Consider the following 21,929-nt stretch of genomic DNA (forward strand, 5'->3'; position numbering starts at 1 on the left):
AACAGAGGCAATAATTAAGACCTCAATGTTCTCCATAAAAGTTATGCTGGCGACAATAGCGAGAGTGAACCACCTGATCCCTTCCCGAACTCAGAAGTGAAACCTCTTAGCGCTGATGGTAGTGTGGGGTTACCCATGTGAGAGTAAGTCATCGCCAGCATCTAATTCCTAAAAAGCCTCCGTAAGGAGGCTTTTTTTACTTTTATATTATTAAAAAATCAAAATGAATTTTATATAAAATTTAGGATGTAATTAGACTAGCTGCTATATTAATAGATATTGCTAATATAATTGTATTAAAAGCAAATGCGAGCATTAAGTGAAATGTATTGAGCATACGCATTTTTTGAGAAGTAATTGATATATCGGCTGTTTGAGAAGCAGTTCCTATAACATAACTGAAGTAAATAAAATCTAAATATAAAGGAATAGGTGTTTTAGGAAAATCTAAACCAGGATCATCTCCTTTATTTGATGAAATATAAAAAGAATGTGCATAGTGAATAGCAAATACAGTATGCATAAATAGCCATGCCATCGCAATTGTAAGTAAAGCCAAACCTATATGCGCATATTTTAATAAGGGAACATTTGATAAATGCGATAAATGAATAAGAATCGCATATAAGCACATAGCTATTGCACAACATACAAGCAATAGAATTACCCATTTATTCTCATCTTGTTTGCTCGCTCTTCGAAAAATATGCTTTTGATCACAATGGGTTAAAATGAAGAAAGTACGAATTAAATATAAGCCTACGCTAATATTCCAACTTGTGAGTACAATCGTAGACCAACTCCAATTTGTAGTATGGCTTAGTATGTTAAAAAATATTAAACCTATAGGAAGCATTAAATAAAAGTAGGGGTGGTATCGGATATTGTGATATATTTTTTTTAATACATTCATTTAAATTTTCCTGATTAGAACAATTTTTCTTATAAATTTACGATCATAAGTTTACTCTTTACTTAAAAATACGTGTAGATTTTTTATTTATACAAAATGAATGAGATTTATTTTTGAAACTTAGATAGGCATTCTGATTATATTTTAAATCCTGTATGCTTGCATAAATTGTTTTTTAATTAGAAAGGCTTATTTATGTTTGAAAGCACAAATTCAGCACCAGATTATTTACATTGGTTCCGTCATTCTGCCCCATATATTAATGCACATAGAGGAAAAACCTTTGTGGTTATGTTTGATGGAGAAGCTCTAAAAGATAACAATTTTCATCATATTATTCACGATATTGCTTTGTTACATTCTTTGGGTATTAACTTAGTTTTAGTGCATGGCGCTAGAAAACAAATTGATGAAAATCTATCTAAACAAAATATAATTACAGAATTTTATTTAAACCGTCGAATTACAACAAGAACGGCCTTACCTGAAGTCATGAGTGCAGTAGGCGCATCGCGTATGCATATTGAAGCACTATTATCTATGGGTTTAGCAAACTCTCCAATGTTTGGCTCTCGTATAGATGTAATATCTGGTAATTTAATTACTGCAAAACCGTATGGTATTGTCGATGGGATCGATTTTCAACTTACTGGTGAAGTGAGATCTGTAGATACCAAAATGATGAAAAGCTTACTTGAAAATAATAATGTAATTTTACTCGGGCCTACAGGATATTCTACGACTGGAGAGGTGTTTAACTTATCAGCTGAAGAAGTTGCAACTAAGACAGCAATTGCCTTAAAAGCAGATAAATTAATATTTTTAGGTAAAGAAAAGGGTATAGTTAATCATCAAAATAATTTAATTCGTGAAGTATGCTCAAATCAATTAGACAATTATATTGAGCTTTATAAATCTAATGATCCACATTTTTCTATAATACTTGGATGCTCAAAAGATGCCTTAATTCATGGTATACAACGTATTCATTTATTACCCTTCGCTTATGATGGAGCACTCATTCAAGAATTATTTACACGTGATGGTGTAGGGACAATGATTACGGATGATCTTTATGAAGAAGTGCGTATGGCAACAATTCACGACGTAGGTGGATTGATGACATTACTAAGACCATTAGAAGAAAAAGGAATATTAGTTTATCGTTCTAGAGAACGTTTAGAGGATGAAATAGGACAGTTCGCTGTTATTGAGCGTGATGGTGCAATACTCGCATGTGCAGCACTTTATCCAATCTCAATTACGGGAAGTGAAATACCCTCTGCAGAAATTGCCTGTGTGGCTGTAGACCCTAACTATCGTAAGTCAAATAGAGGGAGTCAGATACTTAAATTCTTAGAAGAAAAAGCAAGAAACAATCATATCCAGCAATTGTTTGTTTTAACAACACGCACAGCACATTGGTTTATTGAACATGGTTTTCAGCCTGCTCAAGTAGATGAGCTACCGAATGCTCGTCAGCAACTTTATAATTACCAGAGAAACTCATTAGTATTTAAGAAATTACTGAGTTAATTGATATATATTGAGAAAAGCGATAGCTTTAAAGAGATTTTTAAATAATTTTTTTTGATAAATTCCATGCAAAATCAATGATTTTTATCTAAAATCTATATATCTTTTTTCAGACAGGTTGCATGGTATGGAATTAAAAAAAAGTATGCAAAAACGAAGTCAACTTTTGAATGCAGCCTTAGATGTATTTTCAATTTATGGTTTTAGTGGTGCAAGTTTAGATGAAATTGCAAAACGATCTGAAATGCATAAATCGAATATTTTCTATTATTTTGCCAATAAAGAAGCTTTATATATAGAAGTGTTAACATCTGTTTTACATAAATGGCTAGAGTCGATGCAGTTGCTAAATGTAGATGAAGAGCCTGAAGTATTACTCACAAAGTATATTGAAAGTAAAATTGAATTTTCTAGGTCTAATCCGAAAGCATCCAAATTGTTTGCTTTGGAAGTGATTCAAGGTGCACCTTATATTCATAATATTTTAAAAGGCACGATTAAAAAACATTTCCGACGTAAAGTAAAAGTTATTGCTGAATGGCAAGCCCAAGGCAAAATAGCATCTGATATTTCACCTGAATTATTTATTATGAATTTATGGTCTTTGACTCAAAGTTATGCTGATTTCGACACGCAATTTGAAGTGTTTACGGGGAAAACTTTACGTAATCGTCTATTTCATCAACGTGCAATCCAGAATACAGTACAACTTCTATTACATGGTGCAGTAGCAAGAACAACTGCGTTATAAAATAGTCTTTTTAATGAAATGAGAATGACAAGACGAATGAGTCAGAATATGGCAAAATAGGTGAAGATTATTTTATAAATGGATTATATGAGCCTTCCATGAATCTACTTCGTTTGCATGCTTTGACCTCCTCATTCAATTTACCTAAAACTGCAGTTAGTATTGGTAATTTTGATGGTGTACATCTAGGGCATCAAGCGATGATTCGGCAGCTCAAAGAAGTCGCATCAGAAAAATCATTAAAGACATTGGTGATTGTATTTGAACCCCAACCTTTAGAGTTTTTTAAAGGAATAGAAGCACCTCCTCGAATTTCCTCTCTCAGAGAGAAAGTGGAGTATCTTAAAGAGTTGGGCATTGATTATGTTGCTATTGCAAAGTTTGATAATCATTTTCGTAGTCAGAGTGCAGAAGATTTCGCTGCATTATTAAAAAATAAATTAAATGTACAAAGTTTAGTTCTTGGGGATGATTTTCATTTTGGTCGAGATCGACAAGGAAATAGCCATTTTCTGAAAGAATATGGGTTTGACGTCAAAAATTTAGAAACAATTATATTTGATAACGAACGAGTCAGCTCGACTCGTATTCGTAAAGTACTCCAAGAAGGAAATTTACAGCTTGCGAGTCAGTTATTAGGTCGTTCTTATAGCATTATTGGTCGTGTACAGCATGGCGATAAACTTGGACGCACATTAAACTTTCCTACCATCAATGTTGCACTAAAACGTCATAGACCATGTTTAAATGGGATTTATGGTGTAGATGTTGTGTGTGAAACGAAAAATTTAAGAGAAATCGTTAATCATGAATCAGCATTAAAGGGCATTATGGGCTATCAGTCAGATAGTTTATTTGGTGCTGGCCATGTAGGCATACGTCCTGCGATAAAACAAGATACCCCAGAATGGCGTTTAGAAGTTCACTTTCCTGAAGTTTCTGCTAATCTGTATGGTTTACTTATGCGTGTAACTTTTTTAAATTACTTACACGGTGAGAAAAATTATGCTTCACTTGAAGCATTAAAGGTAGGAATACAAGATGATGTTGTTCAGCTAAACGAGTTTCGTAAGCAAAACAACACATTTCCTTTTTAATTTGAATTTTAAAGTACAACGAGTCATAGAAAACTCTGAAAACTGGAAGTAACTTGCATGAGCGATAAGCAAAATCCTGAAAATGTAGTGGATTATAAAGCCACATTGAACTTGCCGGGTACTGAGTTTGCAATGAAAGCAAACTTAGCAGTACGTGAGGTGAAATGGTTGGAAGAGTGGTATGCCGACAACATTTATCAGCGAATTCGTGACTCGCGTATTGGCAAAAAGAAATATATATTGCATGACGGCCCTCCATATGCAAATGGTCAAATCCATTTAGGACATGTAGTAAATAAAGTACTTAAAGATATTATTATTAAAAGTCGCACTTTAGATGGCTTTGACGCACCTTATGTTCCGGGTTGGGACTGCCATGGTTTACCAATCGAATTAAAAGTAGAAGAAAAAGTTGGAAAGGTCGGGCAAAAAGTAGATGCAACGACATTCCGTAAACTCTGCCGTGAATATGCATTAAAGCAAGTTGACTTACAGCGTCAGGACTTTAAACGTCTCGGTATTTTAGGTGATTGGGATAATCCTTACCTAACCATGAATTTTAAACAAGAAGCAGATATTGTTCGTGCGTTAGGTGCGATTCAGAAGAATGGTCATATTCAACCCGGTCTAAAACCTGTGAACTGGTGTTTAGACTGTGGTTCAGCACTGGCTGAAGCTGAAGTTGAATATGAGGATAAGAAATCAGAAGCAATTGACGTTGGTTTTGCAGTTGTAGATTTAAAAGATCTTTCAAAGCGTTTAGGTATAGACGTTACAACAGCAACAGATATGGTCATTTGGACTACAACACCATGGACCATTCCTGCCAACCAAGCTGTAGCTGTACATGCTGAAATTGAATATCAACTGATTGAAATTGATACTGATACTGGTAAGCAAAATATAATTTTTGCAAAAGATTTAGCTCAGTCTGCTTATGAGCGTTATAAGCTTCAAAATCCAAAAGTTATTGCAGATTTTGTCGGTGAGAAACTTGATCAGCTTCAGTTACAACATCCATTAATTGTTGAAAGACAAGTTCCTGTAATTTTAGGTGAGCATGTTGTTGCAACAAGTGGTACGGGTGCTGTACATACTGCACCTGCACATGGTGTAGATGACTATAAAGTTGGTCTACAAAATAATTTACCTGTAGAAAATCCTGTAGGTGGAAATGGTGTTTATTTACCTGCTGCATCTGTATTTGTAGGCGAGCATATTTATAAAGCTGTTCCTAAAATTATTGATGCATTACGTGAAGCAGGTCGTCTGTGGGCACATGAAACGATTCAACATAGCTATCCACATTGCTGGCGCCATAAAACACCAATTATTTTCCGTGCAACACCACAATGGTTCATTAATATGGATCAAAATGGCTTACGTGAAGGTGCATTAAAATCTATCGAAAACGATATTAAGTTTGTACCGAACTGGGGACAAAGCCGTATTGAATCGATGATTGAAGGTCGTCCTGACTGGTGTATTTCACGTCAAAGAACATGGGGTGTACCAATTCCATTCTTTGTACATAAAGATACCAATGAGCTACACCCACGTACACCTGAAATTATTGAAGAAGTTGCTCAGCTGATTGAAAAAGAAGGTATTGATGCGTGGTTTACACGTGATACAGATGCATTCTTAAGTGCGGATGAAGCAAAAGAATATAACCCTGTACGTGACACGTTAGATGTATGGTTCGATTCTGGTACTACTCATTATGCTGTGCTAGATCAACGTGAAGAGTTACATAGTCCTGCCGATTTATATTTAGAAGGTTCTGACCAACATCGTGGTTGGTTCCAGTCTTCATTATTGACATCTGTAGCAATACATAACCGTGCACCATACAAAACGCTACTTACGCATGGTTTCACCGTCGATGAAAAAGGGCGTAAGCTTTCTAAATCTTTAGGGAACTATATTCCCTTAGAAGAAATTACAAAGCAATTAGGTGCAGATGGATTACGTTTATATGTAGCATCAAGTGATTATCGTTATGAGATTGCAGCATCTAAAGAAATCTTTAATCGTGTAAGTGACAGTTATCGCCGTATTCGTAATACGCTGCGTTTCTTATTGGCAAATCTTAAAGGTTTTGAGCCAAGTAAAGACTCACTACCAGTAGATCAATTGATTGCTTTGGATCAATATATTTTACAACGTGCCAATGAAGTCCAAAAGACAATTATTGATGCGTATAATGAAATGAATTTTCATGCTGTATGTACAGCGTTAACCAGTTTCTGTATTAATGATTTAGGTGGTTTCTATCTAGATATTATTAAAGATCGTCAATATACCACCAAAGCAGATTCACAAGCTCGTCATTCAGCACAAACAGCGCTTTACCACATTGTTCAAGCCTTTGTTCGTTGGATGAGCCCAATTTTGAGCTTTACTGCACAAGAAGCATGGCCTTTAATTCCTGAACAGTCTGAAAAATACGTGTTTACACAAACATGGTATGAGTTGCCTCAAGTCGCAGAAAATGAAATTTCTGAGCAAGCTTGGCAGCAACTTATTCAAGTAAAATCTGCAGTGAATAAACAAATTGAATTTGCTCGAAATGAAAAAGTTGTAGGTGGAAATTTATCTGCTAAAGTAAAAATCTGGGCAACACCTGAATTAGAAAAACTACTTAAATCATTAGAAAATGAACTTCGTTTTGTACTCATTACTTCTCAAGTTGAGGTAAATGCGTTTGCTGAAGAAGGCAAGGAAACTGAGGTTGAAGGTTTACGTGTAGAGATTCTTGCTGCCGAAGGTGAAAAATGTGTTCGTTGTTGGCATGTATTACCAGATGTAAATACACATTCAGAACATCCGGGATTATGCTCTCGTTGTATCATCAACGTCGATGGTACAGGTGAAGAGAGAAAATATGCCTAATCAACAACATGAAAAAGGCTCAAAATTTCATGCGAGTAATGCATTATGGTTAGTACTTTCTGTACTAGCCATAGTGATTGATCAATGGACGAAGCATATTGCAAGTACAGCACTTGAATATGCTGATCCCCAGCATGTGATTCCTTTTTTAAATTGGACGCTTTTACATAACTATGGTGCTGCTTTTAGCTTCTTATCTGGCGCAGGTGGTTGGCAACGTTATGTATTTATTGGCCTTGCTGGTATTGTGTCATTGGTATTCGTTTTTTGGCTAATGCGCATGCCAAAAACGCAGAAGGTATTGCCTGCAGCTTTGGCACTTATTCTCGGTGGTGCGATTGGTAATTTGATTGATCGAATTACTTTAGGCTATGTGGTCGATTTTATACATGTGTATTATCAACACTATAACTTTCCTGCCTTTAATATTGCCGATAGTGCAATCACATTGGGAACTATTCTATTATTGATTGATACCTTCTTTTTAGAAAAGAAGCGTAAGCAAAAATTGGAGCAAAAAAATGGTTGATATCATTACTCCTAATGAAGAGGTTAGAGTAGAGGCTGGTTCACAAGTTGAATTACACTTTTCGGTTGCTCTTGAAAATGGTGTGGAAATTGATAATACCCGCCAACATGAGACACCTGTAAAGCTTACGATTGGCGATGGGAATTTATTACCAGGATTTGAAAAAGCACTTTATGGATTACGTGCAGGTGATCGCCGTACGGTACACCTACCGCCAGAAGATGCTTTTGGCCCTTGGAATCCTGAAAATGTACAAACATTTGATACGGTAAAATTTGAACAGTTACCTACTGTAGGTCATTTAATTGAGTTTGAAGATAAAGCGAAATCAAGCTTATTTGGCGTGGTAAAAGCTGTGAATGATGATACGACCGAAATTGATTTTAACCACCCTTTAGCTGGAAAGAATATTAGTTTTGAGGTGGAAATATTTAAAGTGACACCTTCAGGTGAGCAAAGCTTTAGTATTTTGTAAAAAAAGCGCCTAGGCGCTTTTTTTATTGGACACTCACAATTGTATTACTGGCATTAATAAGTAAAAAATCGTTATTAATACGATACCACTGCTGATCTCTTTCGGGCCTAGGCAGATTGTATTCGATATAGTTAACTTTATATCTATCACTACGATAATGTTGAGGCATCGTATATCCTGCTTGCCACTTTAACTGTTTTAAGCGTTCAAAACCTTGTTCTTCTTGAACTTTACGAATTTGCTGTAGGTCATGCCAAACTTCTTGGTGTGAAGAGTACCCTCTGTTATTAAAGTTTGAAAACCCATCTTGTTGAGGTCCATTGTGCATAAAGTTCTGCCCAGGACCTCCCCCCATTCCCATTTGATGTGGTTGTGCATAAAGCGGTGCACAAATAAGCAAGTTCGATGCAAATGCCAAGGTATGACAAAACTTTTTCATATTGCACCTTTATCTAAAATAGCTATTTTTCTATTAAAACTTTCGCCTACTTTATCTAAAAAATGCAGAGAAAGTGTGAAGATCATAAGTAGTTTTAGGTGCAAGAATTAAAAAAAATTAAAAAGGTGGTGGAGGGAGAATAATCTCCCTGCTAGAGATGAGGATGATACATTTAATCTTGAGCATCAATACTCTGACCGTTTAAGTCCTTGCTGTCTTCACCCATTAAATAAAGATACGCAGGCATTAACATTTCAGAGGTAGGTAAGGTTAATGGATCTTCATCTGGATAAGCTTTAGCACGCATTGCAGTACGTGTCGGGCCAGGATTAATACAATTAAATCGAATATGCGGATCTGTATTTTCTTGTGCAAAAATTTGACTCATTGCTTCTACTCCAAATTTGGAAATAGAGTAAGCCCCCCATAAAGCACGTGCTTCACGTCCCACACCTGATGAAGTAAAAACTACAGATGCAGACGTTGACTGTGACAATAATGGGAGTAAAGCCTGTGTCATGGCGAATGGCGCACGTAAGTTCACCGCTAGCACTTCATCCCATGTATCTGTTGGATATTCAGCCAATGGTAAGCGCTCACCTAGAATTCCTGCACTATGTAAGATCCCATCTAGTCGGCCAAATTGTGATGTGAGCGTATCTGTAAGTAACTCATAATCTCTTACAGATGCACTAGACAGTTGTAATGGTAAAATTGCAGGTTGTGGTGCGCCTAAACCTTCAATTTCATCGTAAATCACTTCTAACTTATTGAGGGTTCGACCATGCAGTACAACAGTTGCGCCATGGAGTGCATAACTGATCGCAGCAGTACGCCCGATACCGTCACTTGCTCCGGTAATTAAAATGACTTTATCTTTAAGCAAATTTGGATTTGCTTTGTATTCTGAGTACTTCATTGTGTGGCCTCCATTCACTTTATTATGTAGTGATTTTTAGCTGATTTGCTTAGCAATTTCTAGATGTAATTGTTCAACATTTTGTACAATAATATCTGCGCCCCAAGCATTTAAATTATCTTTCATGTTTGGTGGTAAATAACCATAAGCTGCCAAAATAGTCAGCATATTTGCATTGTTTCCAGCATCAATATCTCTAGGATGATCACCCACATAGATGATATCTTCTGAGGAAAGATTGAGCGTATTTGCTGCCAAATACATAGGTTCTGGGTCTGGTTTTGTATGTTTGACATCTTGAGGACAGACCAATACAGCACAACGTGTGTTGAGTTTTAACTCGTTTAATAACTTCTCTGTAAGATATCTTGGTTTATTGGTGACAATTCCCCACGGAATATTTTCTTTTTCTAGCATTTCTAGAAGAGGATACATCCCGGCGAAAAGGTCTGTATCCACAACAACTTGTTGTTCATACACATCTAAAAAATGTTGCCGATATTTTAATAAGGTTGCATCGTCTTGTTTGAGTTCTGGATAGACCAATTGAACCATTGCACGTGCGCCTTCAGAAACTTGTGCACGTATTGCATCTTCTGCTGGAATTGGACGACCAAGCTCTTTACAGATTTGCTGAATGATACGAATAAAATCTGCAGCTGTATCTGCAAGTGTGCCATCTAAATCGAATAAAACGGCCTTTTTCATACGGATCTCTTATCTACTGTATGAACCATGTAATTCACATCTATATTTGGTGCTAACCAGTAATGTTTTGTAAGTGGGTTATAGTGAAGACCAATCATATTTTTTAATTGTAAGTCAGCAGCACGAATGTCGTAAGCAAGCTCCGAAGGCTTAATAAATTTGTGATAATCGTGTGTTCCTTTTGGAAGTAAACGCAATACATATTCAGCACCAATGATGGCAAATAGATATGATTTTGGATTGCGGTTAATGGTCGAGAAGAAAACGTGGCCACCCGGTTTTACAAGTTTTTTGCAAGCTTGAATAATAGATGCGGGATTCGGTACATGTTCTAACATTTCCATACATGTAACAATGTCGTATTGACCCGCTTGCTCTTCTGCAAGTTGTTCTACAGGCACTTGCTTATATTCAATATTATTCACATCATTTTTTTCAGCATGTAATCGAGCAACATTTAGGGGAGCTTCACCCATATCGATACCGAGTACAGTTGCACCGCGTCGTGCCATGCTCTCTGCTAAGATGCCTCCACCACAGCCGACATCAATAATTTTTTTGCCTTCAAGTCCCCCTGCATGCTCATCTATCCAGTTTAAGCGAAGTGGGTTAATTTCGTGAAGTGGGCGAAATTCCGATGTTTTGTCCCACCATTTTTCTGCGAGTGCTTCAAATTTTGCAATTTCTTGTGGATCAACATTTAATTCTGACATATGTTATACCTAAAATTATTCAGTCCTTTCATTTAATCTAGTGTAGCGCTTATTATCAAGAAATGGACTAGCTATGCAAAAAACTTCACAGAAACAAGACGTTTTTTGCATGAATCTTTTTAAATTAAGCGTTACTCTATGACGTAGTTTACAAACTTGCAAAAGGGAATACTCAGAATATGAAGAAGTTTATTTTAGGTGGGTTAACAGCAACTGTAATGGCTTTCTCTATGAATGCGATGGCTGACCAGTTTGTTGAAGGGAAAGACTATACGGTTATAAAAAATCCAACGCCTGTATCTGGCAATAAAGTTGAAGTCCGTGAATTCTTTTGGTACGGCTGCCCGCACTGTTTTAAACTTGAGCCACACATGCAGACATGGTTAAAACAAATGCCAAAAGATGTAACATTTGTTCGTACGCCTGCTGCAATGAATCCTGTGTGGGAGTCAGGTGCACGTACATACTGGGCTTCTGAAATGTTAGGTGTTCGTCAAAAAACACATTTACCGTTGTTCCATGCAATTCAAGTGGACAATCAACAAATCTTTGATCAAGCAACGGCTGCAAAATTCTTTACAAAATATGGTGTTCCAGAAAGTAAATTTAATAGTGCATACAATTCATTTGCTGTAAGCACGAAAGTTGCTGAATCAAATAAACTTGCACAGCAATACCAACTTTCAGGTGTACCTGCAGTTGTTGTTGATGGAAAATATATGATTCAAGGTGAAAATGAGCGTGTAGTACAAGTGCTCACATATCTTATTGATAAAGAAATGAAATCTAAAAAATAAATATGATTGATCAAAGATATCTACGGGTATCTTTGATCTTATTTGAGTAGTGCGCTCTGAATAAAGCTCACTCGTTTTAAACAGTTTTGAAAAAAACTTATTTTTTCCATTTCTATCGTATTATTTCTGCATAAGTTAATCCAATCTTTAGACCATACCAAACACATCTCTAATAGAATTTCAGCAAACATATAAAGTTCGTTCGGGTGAGTATTCTGATATTGATCTAATTTTCTTAAATCACTTACTAAGTCACGTGTGAGATCAAATACATCTTGATAAATCATTTTCTCAAGTATTGGGTAGTTTCCCCAACGTTCTGAAATAAAAAAATGCCAGTAGGTTGCATGTTGTTCAACAAATTTAAATAATGTTTCTAGACGAACTTCAGTCGTTTCGTGGCTATGCGTAGTAAATCGAGCACGAGATTGAAAGAGTGCACTTTTTATGAATACAGTTACCTGATCAATCGTTGCTTGAGCAAGCATATCTTTATTTTCGAAATGACGGTAAAGTGCACTAGGAACAACGCCTACTTCACGTGCAATTTCACGTAAACTCATACTATGAAATGGCTGCCCGTTATAGCTTAGTAAAAGGACTTTTTCGATAATGGCTTGCCGACTTTGTATCTTACGCTCAGCACGCATAGACATTACAAGTTCCATCTAATAATATAAAAAACAATTTAAACATAGAATAAATTGGAGTTCTATTTTTATAGTATAAACTCATAATATCTTACAAATAATTGATAAAAAGAGGTCTATTTATTAAAGAAACAAATAGACCTTGTGAGTTACTTCACAGATTTTAAATAATTTACAGCAACATCAAGTACGTATTGTTGGCATGCTGCACCCGTATTTGGGTTATAGCTTCCATTGTTGGTTAGGTTGTTCGATAGTACACGAATACCGATAAATGGAACATGATATAGAGACGCAACTTGTGCAGCAGAAGCGGTTTCCATTTCTTCTACTGACGTTCCGTAATTTTCATGGAAATATTTAATACGATCTAGTTCGTTATTCCAAACATCTGCTGAACCAATAACGCCTTCAACAACTTTTCCTTGTTTATAGGTTGCTTTAATTGCATTGGCTGCAGCAAGAAGTTTCGGATCTGCATCAAAACGAAGGCGACGACTTTCTTCCTCTGGCGTATTGTTTTTAGGTAAAACATTAAAAGACTTATTCCATGTGAGGGTATTTGAACCTTCACCCAATGCTTTATTTGGTGTAATAAATGCACTAATATTTTCAGAAGTTTTTCCTAGTACAATATCAAACACATTAAGTTTTGGATCGTGACCACCTGCTGTACCTTGGTTAATAATTGCAGCAGGATGATAGTGTTCAATCGCTAAAGTTGTTGCAGCTGCAGCATCTGTCATACCCATAAGTGTACGTGATACTACAACAGGGTAACCTTGATATGTACCTTCCCAAAACTTCCAAGCACCATAGGTCTTTTCTTTTACATTTTTCAACTGACTTACGATATGGTCAGTTTCGATATCAAGTGCACCTTGAATAATCACAGGTGACTGCTTTGTTTGAGCATATGTTGCTTGTACAGCCATAATGCAAGTAATAGCAACAATTGCAGGTCGAACGAACTTTTTCATAGTAAGATCTCTAATTGTGATTTATTTCAAAGCTTTAACATATTGGATAACGATCTGAGATGAGTTTTTCGCAGCAAGTTGGATGAATGTACTCTCTTCATTTTCACCAGCGCCACCACCAGCAAGATCAGATAAAGCGCGAAATACAATAAAAGGCTTATCATTGACATAAGCAACATGGCCAATAGCAGCAGATTCCATGTCTACAACATTTGCATGGAAGGTATTAAATACAAATTGGCGTAATTCTGCATTGTCCATAAATGATTGTCCAGAAACGCCGTTACCGCCAAAAGCAACTTTTGGTGTATGACTAAGACAATGATTGTCTGCAGTACAACGGTCTAGGCGTGGTTGAGCCAAAATTTCTTTTGCTTGCGCCATTAGATTCGGATCTACTTTAAACCAAAATTTCTCTTCAGGTGCTTGGCTACCATTTGCAATTTGAACATCTTGTGGAAACATCATACCGAAATTTGGATAAGGTGTTTTTAAGAATGCAGGTGCAACAAATTTACCATTGGTTTGACGTGCCATAATGGACTCAAGATATTGTCCCCACTGATCTGGCACTGAAATATCACCAATGTTAAGGTTTGGATTTACACCACCAGCAACTCCTGAAAACACAATATTCTTAACATTAAAATGATCTAGTGCCATTTGAGTTGTCATTGCAGCATTGACCATTGACATGCCTGATAAAAATAGTACGACATCTTTATCGCCAATTTTACCTGTGTAAAATTCGGTACGGTTAATTGTATGTAACTTTGCATCTTTTAATGCAGCGCGTAATTCAGGAATTTCGGGTTGAAATGCACATATAATGGCAATGCGAGAGGTCGTATCTAATTTGCTTTGAGCAAAGGCGATGGTGCTTATGAGTAAGCTAAGAAAGAAGGTCAATAACTTTTTCATGTTAAATAAAGTGCCTTTCAGGATAATTGAAGGGGAGTTAAGCAAGCAATATGCCAAAAAAGATTGGCAGATTATCTTTCTAAGAAAGTAGAAAATAAATGAATAGATGGATAAATTAAACACTATTTTTTGATGAAAAATAACATTTTCACATATAAATGAAATAAAATAATAGCTTAGTTTTACCATCAATATGATTATTTGATGATTTTTGTTGCACTGAATATGTAAATAGGCATATTCCTTGCTTATAAAACTCCTTCTATTCCATTTTTGCCACTCTCGGTCAAAATTGTACAGTTCGTGACTTAGGAGCACGTGAAATCATGTCTACCAAATTATTGAGCTATATCTTTGCTGCAACAGCGACGCTTTGTACTGTTCAACAAGCCAATTCAGCAATGAACACAACGTTATGGGGAATTTATAGCAATAACGTAATGTTTAGCCCAAAACCTGTAAAGAATGCTTATTTAGAGCTTGAATATTCGGGACAAACAGGCCCAATTGATTGGTATGGATATTTTGACGCACCTAAGTTTTTTGATGGGAACCAAAATATTACTGGTGTTTGGGATAGCAAAAGTTCTAAGTTATTCATGGAACATGAGCCGAAAGTCTCTTTAAATCGTTTAACAGGCAAAGACTTATCTGTTGGCCCATTTAAAGATTGGTTTATTGCAACTGACTGGATTGTAGATGCTGGAAATACAGTGCTTACACGCCAAAATACATTGTATTATGGTTTAGGTACATCAATTGATACGCATACTAAGTTGGGTATGAGTGTAAATGTTTATGCGAAGCAACAGTGGGAAAACTATGGTGCTGCAAATGCCTATACATCTGATGATGGCGGTCGTCTACAAGTACAATTTTTCTATCCATTGTATTCATTCCAAAATGGTGCATCTTTAAACTACTTTACTTTCTCTAACTACGATTTTGGTTCTAAATTAGCTGATAAAACAGGTGGTAATACGCGCACTAATGAAGCTTTTGTTTCAACCCATATTTTTTCGTATAAGCTGAAAGAGTTTAGTGCATATGCAGGCGCACGCTATTTCCATAACGGTGGTCAGTTTAAAGATGGTGCAACAAATAACTGGGGTAGTGGTGATTTCACACAAAAAAGCACAGGATGGGGTTATTACCTTGCTTTAGGTTATCACTTCTAAGTCTTTAAAATAATATCTCAAATATCAGCTACTTTGGGTAGCTGATATTAAACACTGGTTTTGTTTTGTACATTTTCTTCACTCGAATCGTCAAAAAAAATAAATAGAATCTGTTACAATTATTTCATTCATTTGCTTTTAAATTGAAGGAAAAAAAATGCGTATAGACCAGAGAGCTGTCGATCAACTTCGTGACGTAAAAATTACTAGAAACTATACTCGTTACGCAGAGGGGTCTGTTCTCATTGAATTTGGTCATACCAAAGTACTTTGTACAGCAAGTATTGATCATAGTGTGCCAAGATTTTTAAAAGGGCAAGGACAAGGTTGGGTAACTGCTGAATATGGTATGTTGCCAAGATCTACACATACACGTTCAGATCGTGAGGCTGCTCGAGGAAAACAAAGTGGTCGTACTCAAGAAATTCAGCGCTTGATTGGCCGTAGCTTACGTGCGATGGTCGATCTAAAAAAACTTGGCGAAAATACAATTACAATTGATTGTGATGTTATTCAAGCAGATGGCGGCACACGTACAGCTTCTATTACAGGGGCAGCGATTGCACTTGTAGATGCTATTAGCGTGTTACTTGAAAAGAAAAAAATTAAACACGATCCTTTAAAAGGTTTAATTGCTGCAATTTCTGTAGGTATTTATCAAGATGAAGCTTTACTTGATTTGTGCTATGAAGAAGATTCGAATTGCCAAACAGACTTAAACGTTGTAATGACACAATCGGGTGAGTTTATTGAAATTCAAGGAACGGCTGAAGATAAGCCTTTCACACGTGAACAAGCAGACAGTATGCTTGCTTTAGCAGAGCAAGGTATTCAAACCCTTATTCAAAAACAGCAAGAAGCATTGGGTTGGTAAGCTTTTAAAAGCATAAAACCAGTTTTATCACTGGTTTTATAGTAGAGGTATACGAGCTGATCGTATACCTCTAAAGAAAATTTTCAAATTTCAGTAATCTTTTAAATAACTCCACACGCAATACGACTACCACCACCACCAAGAGGTTTTGGTGTATCTGAGTAGTTGTCTCCACCGCTATGAACAACAATTGCATGCCCTCGAATATCTGCGAGTTTTAAACGTGGTGCAATATTGGTTTCTTTAACATTTCCATCTGCATCGGCAGTAAGCAGAGGTAAATCACCTAAGTGACCAGTCATTGGTGTTCCATGATGTTCTGCATGGTTTGGATTGAAGTGACCACCCGCTGCTAAAGCTGCACCTACTTGTCCATCTTTTCCAACAGGCTGACATGAACCATACTCATGTACATGAAAACCATGAGGGCCTGATGGTATTTTTTCTAAATTAGTCTGAATTTTTAGACCTTCAGATGTGTCTTCCAAAGTTACCGTACCTAACTTTTCTCCTATGCCTTGTGCAGATACGGCATATACAGTAACTTTTTCTGTAGAATGATGATGCATTGAAGAAATTGTCGTACATCCTGTAACTATTAAAATACTTGTAAAGCATAGACCTACAGTCTTATAAAGTTGCTTCATCTTCATTTATTCCTATTTAATTTGAATTATAAGTATCGTAAAAGATCAATCAAACGCAGTAAAACAATCCTTGATTGCTTAAAAGATTGACCTTTGTATATCGAGTTTACAATTTTTTAGACAATATATGGCTAAAAATAACAGTGATTAAAGTGAAGAACTGTATCTAATAAGAATACATGAAAGATAAGTTAAATTAAAAAATGAATAGACATTTTGTTTCAATAAAAATCTTAATTTTTATATAAAAATTGATTGTAAAAAAAGAGACGTATGGTTCGTTTAATAGTAATTTATTGATTTATATATCCTTTCAATAGGCTAAATTTATAGTGTTTAGCAGTGAAATAATATTAGACAAATTTATTTTTTTAAGTGATTGATAATGATTAACTTAATGTGCTAGTTTTGAGATTGAAGGAAATAAGAATTTAGCCAATTCAGGAAGATAGCGCTTTGCTTAGTTCTCGTGTCAGAGAAATGATAAATGAACGTTATTTGTGAATAATGATTGATCACTAAATTTTTACGGAATCATAAAGTAAAAAAGTCTGTATTTAATAAAACTCGTGTTATCTTAAATTTGTACTTTTTTGTGGGAAATGGAGTAAACGCAAAGAAATAACTTTTTCTATACTAATGTAGTATGTCCTTTGGGGCAGATAATGCCTAAGGTGTATTTTCATCGTGTAGAGGAAGTGTATAGTCTTTTTTATTGACTTAATCTTGCGCTATTTTAAATAGTTTAATGGAGTCGGGAATGTCATATTTTGCGATTATATTTGAAACAGATGAAGCGAACTATGGGCGTGTTGAAGACGCAATTCATACCGTTTCGAAGGGAAAATGCCAAAAAATCTTACATAATTTTTGGGTGGTAGATACACTTTATCCTGATGCCAAAAAAGTTCGAGACTACATTAAAAACTATTTAAAACTCGATTTTGACGATAAAGTATTCGTTACCGCTATCAAAGAAGGGGAGTCTCCTTGGGCTTCTTGGGGACTAGAAAAAACAGCTGTTGATTGGTTAACGTCAAAAGCTTAGCCTCGTACCTGATATATTTTAAAGAAGATGGAAATTTTAATTTCAAAGGTGAATATAAAATGATTAATGTTGCTATTAATGGATTTGGTCGTATTGGTCGTAGCTTTGTTCGTGCACTTCAAGCAAAACAAAGCGAAATTAATGTTGTTGCAATTAACGATCTTGGATCAGTAAAACAACTTGCACATCTATTAAAGTACGATACAGCGTTTGGCAACTTTCCTGAAGAAGTTAAAGTAGAAGAAAATGCATTATATATTGGCGGCAAAAAAATCGCTGTTTATCAGGAAAGAGATCCAGAAAACTTACCTTGGAAAGAGCTTAACATTGACGTTGTTTTAGAATCTACAGGTGTATTTGTAAGTGGTCCTGCTGCTTCTAAACATTTAAAAGCAGGTGCGCGTAAAGTTGTTATTTCTGCACCAGCAAGTGAAGTAGATTTAACAATTGTTCAAGGCGTAAACAACGACCTATACGACAAAGAGAAACACAATATTGTTTCAAATGCATCTTGTACAACAAACTGTCTTGCACCTCTAGCAAAAGTAATTAATGATAACTTTGGTATTGTTGATGGTTTCATGACAACAATCCATGCTTATACACAAGATCAAAACTTACAAGATTCTCCACATAAAGATATGCGCCGTGCACGTTGTGCAGCACAAAACATTGTGCCGACATCTACAGGTGCAGCGAAAGCGATTGGTCTAGTTATTCCTGAATTAAAAGGTAAATTAGACGGTGGTGCAGTGCGTGTACCAGTTATTACAGGTTCAATGGTTGACCTTACTGTAAACTTAAAAGAAACAGTAACGATTGAGCAAGTAAAAGCTGCTGTGAAAAAAGCTGCAGAAAATGAAATGAAAGGTGTATTGGCATATACAGAAGATGAAATTGTATCTTCAGACATCATTAAAAACCCTGCATCTTCAATTTTCGATGCTGGTTTAACAAATGTGATTGGCGATAAATTCTTAAAAGTAACAAGCTGGTACGACAACGAGTGGGGCTTCTCTAACCGTTTAATCGATACTATTGAACAAGTTGCTGTAAAATAATTTTTACAAGAAATTGTAATGATTAAAAAAAGCCGATATTTCTATATCGGCTTTTTATTTAAAGGAATAAGACAGTAACCCAAGTGATAAAAATAATAAAGAGTGCAACAAATTGGGCTGCACTACCCATGTCTTTAGCAATTTTTGCAAGCGGATGTCTTTCAAGTGAAATACGATCAACTACAGCTTCAATTGCTGAATTAAATAGTTCAACAATAATTGCAATTAGGCCTACTATGACTAATAAAATATGTTCAGCTTTAGAGGCTTGAATGAAAAAGCTAATTGGAAAAAGAACGAGATTTAAGTAAACGATTTGTCTAAAAGCAGCTTCATGCTTAAAAGCAGATTGAAAACCTGAAAGTGAATAATGGAACGCATGAATGATACGTTTTATTCCCTGATTGCCTTTAAATGGTGAATATTGACCCATGAATGAAATAAGTGCGTAATAAGCAAGATGAATGCTATGATACCTCGTATATAATTAAGTAAAAGTTAAATTTAATACGATATAAAAAATTACTTTTAAATGTAAGTTTTTGAATGACGACTTTATTAAAGTGGTATTCTGCGATTCTTTCGAAATGTGCATTGAATTGAGGCGATAAATGCAAGAAAAAACACAGCCTTTTTATATAGAAAATGGTGTTTTACACGGGGTGCGTCAAATACCATCTCCAAATTTTAATCAACGTCCTGAAAATACCGATATTCAGATGGTGGTTATTCATAATATTAGTTTACCTCCTTCTCAATTTGGTCAGGGATATATTGAGCAATTCTTTCAAAATCAATTAGATTGGACACTACATCCATATTTTCAAACAATAAAGGGAATGGAAGTCTCTGCACATCTACTTATTTTAAGAACAGGTGAAGTCATACAATTGGTCAATTTTAATGACCGCGCATGGCATGCAGGGCGTTCGAATTATCTAGGCTTACCAGAGTGTAATGATTATTCGATCGGAATTGAGTTAGAAGGATGCGATGACTTGCCTTTTGAGAGTGTTCAATATCAAGCTCTTGTTGATGTAGTCAATTGTCTGCAACAGACGTATCCTAAAATTCAACATCATATTGCTGGACATTCAGATATTGCACCTGAAAGAAAAACAGATCCAGGACCTTATTTTAATTGGTCTCACTTTAGACAATTATTAGGTGAATATAACATCTCGAAATAAAAATCATCCATTTAAATTTAAATGGCCACATTCAACTCAATTTAGGTATAAAAAATGGCGCTTTGGCGGTCGACATTTGTCGTAAGTGCAATGACGATGCTCTCACGTATTTTAGGATTAGTACGTGATATGGTTCTGTTAAATGTATTCGGGGCAGGGAAAGAATTTGACGTATTTGTTGTTGCATTTAGGATACCTAATTTCTTTAGGCGACTGTTTGCAGAAGGTGCATTTTCTCAGGCATTTATTCCTGTTTTAACTGAATATAAAACCAAATTGCATGTTGAGGTACAAATACTAATTAGCCGAGTTTTTGGCTGTCTATTGCTGTTAATGTCTTCATTAACACTTATTGCTATGCTGGCTGCACCATATATTATTTATGTATATGCTCCGGGGTTTCATGAACATCCCGATAAGTTTGCCGATGCAGTACAGATGTTCCGTTTAACGATTCCTTATCTTATGTTTATGTCTTTGACGGCATTCGCAAGTAGTATCTTAAACAGTTATGGTTCATTTTTTAGTCCTTCATTTTCACCAGTTCTTTTAAACGCGATTATGATTGCGGCTGCTTGGTGGCTTACACCATATATGCAAACTCCTATTATGTCGCTAGGATGGGCGGTCATTGCTGCGGGTATTATTCAGCTTGCAATACAGATACCAGAGCTATGGCATAAGAAACTACTTATTCCACCTAAAGTAGACTTTCAACATGAAGGTGTGCGTAAGATTTTAAAACTTATGCTTCCTGCGCTATTTGGTGTATCTGTGACACAAATCAATTTGTTGTTGAATACGATTTGGGCATCATTTATGCAAGATGGCTCTGTATCTTGGTTATACAGTGCAGAACGTATGACAGAGTTACCTTTAGGATTGATTGGTGTTGCAATTGGTACTGTAATCTTACCTTCACTTTCAAGTAGACATGCCGAGCAAGATGTTGAAAAATTTAAAGCAATGATTGATTGGGCAGCACGTGTCATTATTTTAGTAGGTGTACCTGCAAGTCTTGCATTATTTATGCTATCTACACCGATTATTCAGGCACTCTTTCAACATGGAGAATTTACACCACAAGATACTAAAATGACTGCATTGGCGTTACAGTGTATGAGTGGTGGTGTTCTAGCATTTATGTTAATTAAGGTGTTTGCACCTGGTTTTTACGCGCAACAAGATACAAAAACACCTGTACGTATTGGACTTGTTGCGGTGGCTGCCAATGCCTTAATGAATGTTATTTTAATTACGTTCTTTAAATATATTGACTGGCATGCGCCTCATATGGCTTTAGGTATTTCCTCATCATTCTCTGCGCTTGTAAATGCAGGTTTATTATATTATTTCCTCCATAAGCGCGATGTTTTTAGATTTGGGTCACACTGGAAAAAAATTGCACTACAATATTTTATTGCAAACATTGTTATGGCTATTGCATTAGCTATTGGCATCCATTTTTATAATGGAGAATTATCGCAGTGGTTGCGTATTGCTGAAGTATTGGGTCTTTGTTTCGTTGGCGTCGTTGCATATGCAGTGACGCTACTCATTGTTGGTTTTAGACCAAGAGATTTAAAGCATTCATAAAAATAGTGAGAA

General features: G+C 35.8%; 23 protein-coding genes and 1 rRNA gene. 14 read left to right on the forward strand and 10 right to left on the reverse strand.

Features of this window, described 5'->3' with window-relative positions:
• The first annotated feature begins 45 nt into the window (after window positions 1–45).
• Window positions 46–160: ribosomal RNA gene (rrf, locus tag I2F23_RS06100) — 5S ribosomal RNA — on the forward strand.
• 81 nt (window positions 161–241) lie between these two features.
• Here the strand turns inward: rrf and I2F23_RS06105 are convergent.
• Complete coding sequence (locus tag I2F23_RS06105) at window positions 242–913, reverse strand: DUF1345 domain-containing protein (RefSeq protein WP_195771672.1); 672 nt, start codon at window positions 911–913, stop codon at window positions 242–244.
• A gap of 195 nt (window positions 914–1,108) precedes the next feature.
• Between I2F23_RS06105 and argA the strand changes: the two genes are divergently transcribed.
• The 6 genes from argA to I2F23_RS06135 all read left to right on the forward strand — a co-directional run bounded on the left by argA (window position 1,109) and on the right by I2F23_RS06135 (window position 8,196).
• Window positions 1,109–2,449: an amino-acid N-acetyltransferase gene (argA, locus tag I2F23_RS06110; RefSeq protein ID WP_195771673.1), complete on the forward strand. Its 1,341-nt coding sequence runs from the start codon at window positions 1,109–1,111 to the stop codon at window positions 2,447–2,449.
• A gap of 127 nt (window positions 2,450–2,576) precedes the next feature.
• Window positions 2,577–3,200, forward strand: coding sequence for a TetR/AcrR family transcriptional regulator (locus I2F23_RS06115; protein ID WP_195771674.1), 624 nt, complete (start codon window positions 2,577–2,579; stop codon window positions 3,198–3,200).
• A 98-nt stretch (window positions 3,201–3,298) separates the two neighbouring features.
• Entirely contained in the window at window positions 3,299–4,297 is a 999-nt protein-coding gene (gene ribF / locus I2F23_RS06120) for a riboflavin biosynthesis protein RibF (RefSeq protein ID WP_195771675.1), read from the forward strand.
• A 57-nt stretch (window positions 4,298–4,354) separates the two neighbouring features.
• The gene (gene ileS, locus I2F23_RS06125; protein ID WP_195771676.1) at window positions 4,355–7,192 is read left to right on the forward strand and encodes an isoleucine--tRNA ligase; all 2,838 of its coding nucleotides are present in this window, start codon (window positions 4,355–4,357) and stop codon (window positions 7,190–7,192) included.
• A complete protein-coding gene (gene lspA / locus I2F23_RS06130; protein ID WP_195771677.1) occupies window positions 7,185–7,721 on the forward strand; it encodes a signal peptidase II in 537 nt (178 codons plus the stop codon). The genes ileS and lspA overlap by 8 nt, the downstream gene beginning before the upstream one ends.
• Window positions 7,714–8,196, forward strand: coding sequence for an FKBP-type peptidyl-prolyl cis-trans isomerase (locus I2F23_RS06135; protein WP_195771678.1), 483 nt, complete (start codon window positions 7,714–7,716; stop codon window positions 8,194–8,196). Before lspA ends, I2F23_RS06135 begins: the two co-directional genes overlap by 8 nt.
• A 22-nt stretch (window positions 8,197–8,218) precedes the next feature.
• Here I2F23_RS06135 and I2F23_RS06140 read toward each other — a convergent pair whose 3' ends face one another.
• From I2F23_RS06140 to ubiG, 4 genes are all read right to left on the reverse strand, one after another.
• Window positions 8,219–8,635, reverse strand: coding sequence for an RcnB family protein (locus tag I2F23_RS06140; protein ID WP_228284783.1), 417 nt, complete (start codon window positions 8,633–8,635; stop codon window positions 8,219–8,221).
• A 172-nt stretch (window positions 8,636–8,807) separates the two neighbouring features.
• Window positions 8,808–9,554 carry a YciK family oxidoreductase gene (locus I2F23_RS06145; RefSeq protein WP_195771679.1) on the reverse strand — a complete coding sequence of 249 codons (747 nt, stop codon included), beginning with the start codon at window positions 9,552–9,554 and terminating at the stop codon, window positions 8,808–8,810.
• A gap of 36 nt (window positions 9,555–9,590) precedes the next feature.
• Window positions 9,591–10,262, reverse strand: a complete 672-nt coding sequence (locus tag I2F23_RS06150; RefSeq protein ID WP_195771680.1) for an HAD family hydrolase — start codon at window positions 10,260–10,262, stop codon at window positions 9,591–9,593.
• Entirely contained in the window at window positions 10,259–10,975 is a 717-nt protein-coding gene (gene ubiG, locus I2F23_RS06155; protein ID WP_195771681.1) for a bifunctional 2-polyprenyl-6-hydroxyphenol methylase/3-demethylubiquinol 3-O-methyltransferase UbiG, read from the reverse strand. The genes I2F23_RS06150 and ubiG overlap by 4 nt, the downstream gene beginning before the upstream one ends.
• A gap of 179 nt (window positions 10,976–11,154) precedes the next feature.
• Between ubiG and I2F23_RS06160 the strand changes: the two genes are divergently transcribed.
• Complete coding sequence (locus I2F23_RS06160) at window positions 11,155–11,772, forward strand: thiol:disulfide interchange protein DsbA/DsbL (protein WP_195771682.1); 618 nt, start codon at window positions 11,155–11,157, stop codon at window positions 11,770–11,772.
• A gap of 38 nt (window positions 11,773–11,810) precedes the next feature.
• Here I2F23_RS06160 and I2F23_RS06165 read toward each other — a convergent pair whose 3' ends face one another.
• The 3 genes from I2F23_RS06165 to I2F23_RS06175 form a co-directional block, all read right to left on the reverse strand.
• On the reverse strand, window positions 11,811–12,428 hold the full coding sequence (locus tag I2F23_RS06165) for a TetR family transcriptional regulator (protein ID WP_195771683.1): 618 nt from the start codon (window positions 12,426–12,428) through the stop codon (window positions 11,811–11,813).
• A gap of 143 nt (window positions 12,429–12,571) precedes the next feature.
• A complete protein-coding gene (locus I2F23_RS06170; protein ID WP_228284784.1) occupies window positions 12,572–13,357 on the reverse strand; it encodes a 5'-methylthioadenosine/S-adenosylhomocysteine nucleosidase in 786 nt (261 codons plus the stop codon).
• Between the two features lie 66 nt (window positions 13,358–13,423).
• Complete coding sequence (locus I2F23_RS06175) at window positions 13,424–14,323, reverse strand: 5'-methylthioadenosine/S-adenosylhomocysteine nucleosidase (RefSeq protein WP_195771685.1); 900 nt, start codon at window positions 14,321–14,323, stop codon at window positions 13,424–13,426.
• 326 nt (window positions 14,324–14,649) lie between these two features.
• On the opposite strand from I2F23_RS06175, the gene tsx reads away from it, so the two are divergent.
• Both tsx and rph read left to right on the forward strand, forming a co-directional pair.
• Complete coding sequence (gene tsx, locus I2F23_RS06180) at window positions 14,650–15,501, forward strand: nucleoside-specific channel-forming protein Tsx (protein WP_195771686.1); 852 nt, start codon at window positions 14,650–14,652, stop codon at window positions 15,499–15,501.
• A gap of 157 nt (window positions 15,502–15,658) precedes the next feature.
• Window positions 15,659–16,375: a ribonuclease PH gene (gene rph, locus I2F23_RS06185; protein ID WP_195771687.1), complete on the forward strand. Its 717-nt coding sequence runs from the start codon at window positions 15,659–15,661 to the stop codon at window positions 16,373–16,375.
• 101 nt (window positions 16,376–16,476) lie between these two features.
• Here rph and sodC read toward each other — a convergent pair whose 3' ends face one another.
• Entirely contained in the window at window positions 16,477–17,022 is a 546-nt protein-coding gene (sodC, locus tag I2F23_RS06190; RefSeq protein ID WP_195771688.1) for a superoxide dismutase family protein, read from the reverse strand.
• A gap of 760 nt (window positions 17,023–17,782) precedes the next feature.
• Between sodC and I2F23_RS06195 the strand changes: the two genes are divergently transcribed.
• A complete protein-coding gene (locus tag I2F23_RS06195) occupies window positions 17,783–18,070 on the forward strand; it encodes a hypothetical protein (RefSeq protein WP_195771689.1) in 288 nt (95 codons plus the stop codon).
• A 59-nt stretch (window positions 18,071–18,129) separates the two neighbouring features.
• Window positions 18,130–19,131, forward strand: coding sequence for a type I glyceraldehyde-3-phosphate dehydrogenase (gap, locus tag I2F23_RS06200; RefSeq protein ID WP_195771690.1), 1,002 nt, complete (start codon window positions 18,130–18,132; stop codon window positions 19,129–19,131).
• A 58-nt stretch (window positions 19,132–19,189) separates the two neighbouring features.
• Here gap and I2F23_RS06205 read toward each other — a convergent pair whose 3' ends face one another.
• Window positions 19,190–19,564: a diacylglycerol kinase gene (locus tag I2F23_RS06205; protein ID WP_195771691.1), complete on the reverse strand. Its 375-nt coding sequence runs from the start codon at window positions 19,562–19,564 to the stop codon at window positions 19,190–19,192.
• A gap of 178 nt (window positions 19,565–19,742) precedes the next feature.
• Here I2F23_RS06205 and ampD point away from each other — a divergent pair, with 178 nt between their 5' ends.
• Entirely contained in the window at window positions 19,743–20,321 is a 579-nt protein-coding gene (gene ampD / locus I2F23_RS06210) for a 1,6-anhydro-N-acetylmuramyl-L-alanine amidase AmpD (RefSeq protein WP_195771692.1), read from the forward strand.
• A gap of 54 nt (window positions 20,322–20,375) precedes the next feature.
• Window positions 20,376–21,917 carry a murein biosynthesis integral membrane protein MurJ gene (gene murJ, locus I2F23_RS06215; protein WP_195771693.1) on the forward strand — a complete coding sequence of 514 codons (1,542 nt, stop codon included), beginning with the start codon at window positions 20,376–20,378 and terminating at the stop codon, window positions 21,915–21,917.
• Window positions 21,918–21,929 lie beyond the last annotated feature (12 nt).

The sequence above is a fragment of the Acinetobacter pollinis genome (assembly GCF_015627175.1).
GTDB lineage: Bacteria > Pseudomonadota > Gammaproteobacteria > Pseudomonadales > Moraxellaceae > Acinetobacter > Acinetobacter pollinis.

Coding starts and splice junctions, on each gene's coding strand:
- I2F23_RS06105 (WP_195771672.1), bottom strand. CDS start 913: ATGAATGTATTAAAAAAAATATATCACAATATCCGATACCACCCCTAC.
- argA (WP_195771673.1), top strand. CDS start 1,109: ATGTTTGAAAGCACAAATTCAGCACCAGATTATTTACATTGGTTCCGT.
- I2F23_RS06115 (WP_195771674.1), top strand. CDS start 2,577: ATGGAATTAAAAAAAAGTATGCAAAAACGAAGTCAACTTTTGAATGCA.
- ribF (WP_195771675.1), top strand. CDS start 3,299: ATGAATCTACTTCGTTTGCATGCTTTGACCTCCTCATTCAATTTACCT.
- ileS (WP_195771676.1), top strand. CDS start 4,355: ATGAGCGATAAGCAAAATCCTGAAAATGTAGTGGATTATAAAGCCACA.
- lspA (WP_195771677.1), top strand. CDS start 7,185: ATGCCTAATCAACAACATGAAAAAGGCTCAAAATTTCATGCGAGTAAT.
- I2F23_RS06135 (WP_195771678.1), top strand. CDS start 7,714: ATGGTTGATATCATTACTCCTAATGAAGAGGTTAGAGTAGAGGCTGGT.
- I2F23_RS06140 (WP_228284783.1), bottom strand. CDS start 8,635: ATGAAAAAGTTTTGTCATACCTTGGCATTTGCATCGAACTTGCTTATT.
- I2F23_RS06145 (WP_195771679.1), bottom strand. CDS start 9,554: ATGAAGTACTCAGAATACAAAGCAAATCCAAATTTGCTTAAAGATAAA.
- I2F23_RS06150 (WP_195771680.1), bottom strand. CDS start 10,262: ATGAAAAAGGCCGTTTTATTCGATTTAGATGGCACACTTGCAGATACA.
- ubiG (WP_195771681.1), bottom strand. CDS start 10,975: ATGTCAGAATTAAATGTTGATCCACAAGAAATTGCAAAATTTGAAGCA.
- I2F23_RS06160 (WP_195771682.1), top strand. CDS start 11,155: ATGAAGAAGTTTATTTTAGGTGGGTTAACAGCAACTGTAATGGCTTTC.
- I2F23_RS06165 (WP_195771683.1), bottom strand. CDS start 12,428: ATGTCTATGCGTGCTGAGCGTAAGATACAAAGTCGGCAAGCCATTATC.
- I2F23_RS06170 (WP_228284784.1), bottom strand. CDS start 13,357: ATGGCTGTACAAGCAACATATGCTCAAACAAAGCAGTCACCTGTGATT.
- I2F23_RS06175 (WP_195771685.1), bottom strand. CDS start 14,323: ATGAAAAAGTTATTGACCTTCTTTCTTAGCTTACTCATAAGCACCATC.
- tsx (WP_195771686.1), top strand. CDS start 14,650: ATGTCTACCAAATTATTGAGCTATATCTTTGCTGCAACAGCGACGCTT.
- rph (WP_195771687.1), top strand. CDS start 15,659: ATGCGTATAGACCAGAGAGCTGTCGATCAACTTCGTGACGTAAAAATT.
- sodC (WP_195771688.1), bottom strand. CDS start 17,022: ATGAAGCAACTTTATAAGACTGTAGGTCTATGCTTTACAAGTATTTTA.
- I2F23_RS06195 (WP_195771689.1), top strand. CDS start 17,783: ATGTCATATTTTGCGATTATATTTGAAACAGATGAAGCGAACTATGGG.
- gap (WP_195771690.1), top strand. CDS start 18,130: ATGATTAATGTTGCTATTAATGGATTTGGTCGTATTGGTCGTAGCTTT.
- I2F23_RS06205 (WP_195771691.1), bottom strand. CDS start 19,564: ATGGGTCAATATTCACCATTTAAAGGCAATCAGGGAATAAAACGTATC.
- ampD (WP_195771692.1), top strand. CDS start 19,743: ATGCAAGAAAAAACACAGCCTTTTTATATAGAAAATGGTGTTTTACAC.
- murJ (WP_195771693.1), top strand. CDS start 20,376: ATGGCGCTTTGGCGGTCGACATTTGTCGTAAGTGCAATGACGATGCTC.